8 protein-coding genes are annotated in these 5,031 nt (G+C 38.1%); all 8 read left to right on the forward strand.

The features are described from left to right. Positions 1-1,247, forward strand: a 1,247-nt coding sequence (locus tag ABDH28_06540) for a phage portal protein (protein MEN2998673.1), incomplete at its 5' end; no start/stop codon positions are given. Between the two features lie 27 nt (positions 1,248-1,274). Next, the gene (locus ABDH28_06545) at positions 1,275-2,156 is read left to right on the forward strand and encodes an HK97 family phage prohead protease (GenBank protein MEN2998674.1); all 882 of its coding nucleotides are present in this window, start codon (positions 1,275-1,277) and stop codon (positions 2,154-2,156) included. Positions 2,157-2,170: 14 nt separating this feature from the next. Then, on the forward strand, positions 2,171-3,265 hold the full coding sequence (locus tag ABDH28_06550; protein ID MEN2998675.1) for a phage major capsid protein: 1,095 nt from the start codon (positions 2,171-2,173) through the stop codon (positions 3,263-3,265). Between the two features lie 12 nt (positions 3,266-3,277). Then, entirely contained in the window at positions 3,278-3,424 is a 147-nt protein-coding gene (locus ABDH28_06555; protein MEN2998676.1) for a hypothetical protein, read from the forward strand. Continuing rightward, the gene (locus tag ABDH28_06560; GenBank protein ID MEN2998677.1) at positions 3,414-3,602 is read left to right on the forward strand and encodes a hypothetical protein; all 189 of its coding nucleotides are present in this window, start codon (positions 3,414-3,416) and stop codon (positions 3,600-3,602) included. The genes ABDH28_06555 and ABDH28_06560 overlap by 11 nt, the downstream gene beginning before the upstream one ends. A 1-nt stretch (position 3,603) precedes the next feature. Then, positions 3,604-4,164 (forward strand): hypothetical protein, encoded by a 561-nt coding sequence (locus ABDH28_06565; GenBank protein MEN2998678.1) that lies wholly within the window; start codon positions 3,604-3,606, stop codon positions 4,162-4,164. After that, positions 4,161-4,706, forward strand: coding sequence for a hypothetical protein (locus ABDH28_06570; protein MEN2998679.1), 546 nt, complete (start codon positions 4,161-4,163; stop codon positions 4,704-4,706). Before ABDH28_06565 ends, ABDH28_06570 begins: the two co-directional genes overlap by 4 nt. Continuing rightward, the coding region (locus ABDH28_06575) for a hypothetical protein (protein ID MEN2998680.1) at positions 4,703-5,031 on the forward strand (329 nt) is incomplete at its 3' end. The genes ABDH28_06570 and ABDH28_06575, both read left to right, overlap by 4 nt.

Genomic DNA, 5,031 nt, shown 5'->3' on the forward strand with positions numbered 1-5,031 from the left:
TAGGAGAGGAAACACTTAAAAGACTAGAAGCTGCTATAAGAAGAGAACTAGAAAATAATAAAAGAATAAACTTTTTAATAAGTCCCGTTGCTATGGATGTAAAGGAAATAAGAACGGAGATGCAGAACTTGGTAGAAATACAGAAACAGAACGCTGTAATGATTTTATCCGTTTTACGTGTCCCTCCGATAGTGTTAGGATTTGGGGATAGTGGAAATTATGTTAACCGAAAGGAACAGTTAAAAGCCTTCTATGAAAACGCTGTGTTCCCAATAGCAAATGCGATAGAACAGGCATTCAGGAAGCATAATATGGAAATAAGGTTTAAGCGAGAAAATGTGGAAGTTTTACAGGAAAGCCTTTCAGACAAGGTAAATACCCTGAACGCCCTAATACTAGCAGGATATCCTCTATCCCAAGCCGCAGAGATGCTAGGACTTCCAAAGCCATATAGAGTGGAAAAACCAGAGGAAAAGAAAATGGTTAATATAATGGAAAAGTATATACCTATGGATATATACCACAGAGGAGTTAATATAAAGCAGAAGTTTTATGCAAAACAGGTAAAGCTATCGGAAAGAGTTAGACAGAAGATACTGAATATAATAACCACTAACAGGAATATATTTTTAGATAGTTATTACCATGATGTTATACAGGCTGTAAAGGATAATAACTTACCACTCTTGGACGTGCTTTTAGATAACTTCCTATCCTTCATAAACCCTAAAATGGAGATAGCAGCTAAAGACCTATTCCTAGAAATACTAGAAGACTACTCCGAGGTTGCTAAAATACAGCTACAGGGAGATATACTACGATACACGATGGTAGATGTAGTTTCGGTTAGGCACGCAAAAAAGATAACGAGAGTAAATGAAACGGTAAAGAACCAGATAAGAGAGGTAGTGGTAAATGGACTACAGGAAGGGAAGCCTACCATAGAGATTGGGGAGGATATAAAAAAGGTATTTCAGGCACAGAGGAATAGATTAAATACCATAGCGAGGACAGAAACGACTAGTATTCTAAACGACTTTGTTCTAGAGGAAGCAAAGATGAGAGATTTTACACACAAGATATGGCTTACCGCACACGATGAGGCTGTTAGACATACACACCAAGCACAAGACTATTTAAGAATTGGTATAGAGGAAGTATTCCCGAATGGTTTATCTTACCCGGGAGATATAAATGGAAAACCTGAGGAAGTTATAAACTGTAGGTGCACCTTGCTTTTTGAGTAATCATATATAATTACACGGGAGGTTGGTATGAAACTTAACCGAAAAGCATATAGCTTTGCTTTGGAACAGATAAGAAAAGGAAACTGGAAGCAAAGCCAAGATTGGGAGCCACCAACACCAGAGCAGGAGAATAGATACATAGAGGAGAATGGGATAGAAAAGTATGCACTATGGCATTTAGGCATAAGGGAAGACACTAACCCAGAAACGAAACAGCACTATGCTTATCCTTTTACCGATGACTTTAAGAAAGTTAATAGAAAAGGGCTTATAGCGATAAGACAAAGGGCGGGACAGCAGGGGCATGATGATATATTCAATGCGGCAGGAAGACTACTGGAAGAGATAGATGGAGATGAAGAAAAGAAGATAGTAGCGTATAGAAATAAGGAACTAGAAGAAGGGGAAGAGGTATATACTTTCGTGGTAACTAAGGAAGTAGAGGATAGAGTAGGAGATGTAGTAGTAGTATCTGGTGGCAGGTTCGAGAACTACCTAAAAAATCCCATAGTGCTATTTAACCATCAGAAAGATGCACTTCCTATAGGAAAAGCGGAGAGTATATACATAAAGGGGGACATGCTTGTAGCGAACATAAGGTTTAGTAATGACTTTTTCGCACAGAGGGTTAAAAATTTAGTGGACGAAGGAATACTAAACGCAACTTCCATAGGATTCATACCTCTTAAGCAAGAACCAAAACCTAATGGAGGAGTTAAAATACTTGAATGGGAGCTACTAGAGATTAGTATAGTAAATATCCCTGCAAACCCGTATGCGTTGCTTCAGAAGTATTTACTAGAGGGGAGTATATGGAAAAATGAAATCGTTTATAATACACCAAACCAGAAGCTACTCGGTGAAGTAGTTCTGGAGAAGATAAGAGAAATAAAACAAAAACTAAAATAAAGGAGGTAAGGCATATGGAACTTGAGGAAAAGGTGCTTAAAGAAATAGAAGAGTTAAATAAGATGCTTGAAAATAAGTTTCTAACTAAAGATGTGCTTCAGGGTATAGCTACGAAGGAGGAGCTGGAGGCGATAAGAGAGGAGATAAATAAGGTAAGGCTTATACACCAGCATAGGGACACGAAGGATGCTAAGAAGGAAATACATAACTTTATAACCAAAACCATAGGAACTGGGTCTACAAACGCAAACTATACCATTCCTACACCTGCCATGGATGAGGTAATGACTCTTGCTAATATATATGGCATAGCAAGAAGGCTATCTAGGTTGATACAGCTGGAGAAGATGGATATAAGGGTTCCTGTAGAGGGAGGAGTAACTGCATACTGGACAGCGGAAGGTAGTGCTATAACAATGACGAACGCGAATAACGTATTTGGGACTGGCGTTAGCATATCCCTAAGGAAACTAGCGGGGTATACAGAGGTTACTAAGGAATTCCTAAAAGCTACGAACGTTAGTATAGTTGATTACCTACTATTCCTTTTCACAAAGGAAATTACCAAAGAAGAAGATAGGATATTCCTTAGAGGTAATACTGGTGCTGGTGACCCATTTAATGGCATAGAATACACAACTCCTACTACTACTATAGTTCTCCCAACAGGTAGCACCACTTGGAATGCGGTTCAGATAGACCACTTAATATCTCTGGGTGGAGCTGTAGACCCAAGTGTAAATGAAAGCACTGATGCTGTGTATATAATGCATCCACAGCTTTATTACCAGCATATACTACAGAGAAAGGGGACTGATAACCAGTATCAGATTGCCTCCTACATGGAGCTTAAGGATAGAACTCTTTTAGGTAAAAGGATAATCCTCTCTAACCAGATGCCTCCAAACTCAGCAGGTAGAGTTGCGGTTATATATGGGGACTTTAAGAAGGCGAATATTTTCGCAGTTGGGACTGAGCTAGAGATGCAGATAAGCGACCAGTTCCAGTTCCAGAGGGATGTTATAGCAATAAAGCTTACGGAAATGGTATCTCCAGTTAATTTGGTCCTCAGAAATGCCTACTCTTGGGTTAGACTATCCACCACATAATGGAGGGAGGCTATGGCAGAGGAAAAAAAGGAAAAGGATAAGAAGAAGGTAAAGATGAAGGCTAATGTAATATACGGCGAAAGGATACTGGAAGCAGGTAAGGAGTATGAACTTTCAGAAAAAGATGTTCAGAACCTAGAGGGATTGTATGAGGTATAGGGTGTTAATAACACAGGATATTGTAGTGGAAGATAAATATCTAAAAGTAGGAGAGGAGGCTTTTATCTCCTCTCCCAGCATACTAGAGAAAATAAAAGATAGTGTCAGGGTCTTAGAAGCCATACAGGATGTAGAACCAGAGGATAGAGAAAAGAAGGTAAAGGTAAAGGAGAAGTAGTATGCTACTTAGTAGTGTAAAGGATTACCTTAATATAACAACCTCAGACTTGGATACATTCTTAACAGAGATTATCCACAGGAAGAAAGAGGAGTTTAAGTTTATTTTTAAACACAACTACAAACTACTGGTAAGACTATACCAAGGAGCTAAAGGCTTGGTTGCTAGAATAAAACCAATGCCAACTACCATACTAAACGCAAAACTTCTAGTAGATATAACTGATACAGGAATACCTATACCAGTATCTAGTATAGAAGTAAGTTATGAAACATTAGTGGTTTTTAACCAACCATACCATCCATTTATCCTACTAGAAGGAGAGAGAGGATGGGAAGAAGCAGACCTACCTAAATGGCTTGTAGATAGGTTTGTAAAACTGTGTGCTATAGAGTTTAAAAGAAGCTTTAAAGGAGAAGGAGGACTATTATACTCTGGAAGGACGGTAGGAGATGCTACTATAGAGCTTTTTAGTGATATGGATGGTTTAGAGTATAAACTAAAAACTGACATCCTGTCTTTCTTCTACACACCCGATGAAATACGAGAGGAGTTTATATGATAGAGTTTAGAACCTTCAGAGAAGAAATACCATATTCCAAGCTACTTTCAGAGATAGCAAACTTCCTACAGGGATATGCTAGAGGAGTATCTTATGGAAAGAGTGGGCTTAAGGTAAGAACTGGAAGGTTAAGAAACTCCATAGTAGCCATACCAGAGGTAAGTAAGGATAGAATACTCTTTGGAACTGGTGTTATATATGGAAGGATACAGGAACTAGGAGGAGAAATAAAGCCAAGGAAGGCAAGGAGGCTATGGATACCACTTCCAGCTAACCTTACAAAGGCAGGGGTTGTGAGAAAAAAACCATCCGATGTGTTTAAAAGTGGGTTTATAAAGAAAAATATATTCTTCCTAAAGCAGGATAAAAAGATAACTCCATATTTTGTGTTAAAGGATGAGGTAAAAATAAAGCCACACAAGTATATGTATATGGCACTGCTAAACTTAAAAACATTTTTCCCTAGGTTGGTAGAAAGCTGGGTTAAAAGAGAAAAGATATTTAGTAAGATAATAGAGTTTCATAGGAGTAAGAGGAAATGAATAATGTAATACAAGCCCTAGAAACACATATACAAACCATACTACCTAACTGGTCTGTTAGAGTAGGGATGGAGCTAGAGAATATGGATGCTAACTCAGTGCTTATAGAAGATACTTATAACATAGAAGTAGTGTCTGATACAGGATTTTCAGTGTCTCTAGGTATTACAGGGTATGGTAAGAAAAGAGAAGATGTAGAAAATGCTATGGTAGAGATACTTAATAAGACACATAAAAAAGTAGTAGGAGGAGCTATGGTATATATAAAAACTGCAAGGCTTGATAGAAGTAATAACTTCTGGGGATTTAGCATACAGGTTAGCTT

It is taken from the genome of Brevinematia bacterium (assembly GCA_039630355.1).
Classification (GTDB): Bacteria; Spirochaetota; Brevinematia; order DTOW01; family DTOW01; genus SKYB106.

Coding starts and splice junctions, on each gene's coding strand:
- ABDH28_06570 (MEN2998679.1), top strand. CDS start 4,161: ATGATAGAGTTTAGAACCTTCAGAGAAGAAATACCATATTCCAAGCTA.
- ABDH28_06545 (MEN2998674.1), top strand. CDS start 1,275: ATGAAACTTAACCGAAAAGCATATAGCTTTGCTTTGGAACAGATAAGA.
- ABDH28_06565 (MEN2998678.1), top strand. CDS start 3,604: ATGCTACTTAGTAGTGTAAAGGATTACCTTAATATAACAACCTCAGAC.
- ABDH28_06560 (MEN2998677.1), top strand. CDS start 3,414: ATGAGGTATAGGGTGTTAATAACACAGGATATTGTAGTGGAAGATAAA.
- ABDH28_06550 (MEN2998675.1), top strand. CDS start 2,171: ATGGAACTTGAGGAAAAGGTGCTTAAAGAAATAGAAGAGTTAAATAAG.
- ABDH28_06555 (MEN2998676.1), top strand. CDS start 3,278: ATGGCAGAGGAAAAAAAGGAAAAGGATAAGAAGAAGGTAAAGATGAAG.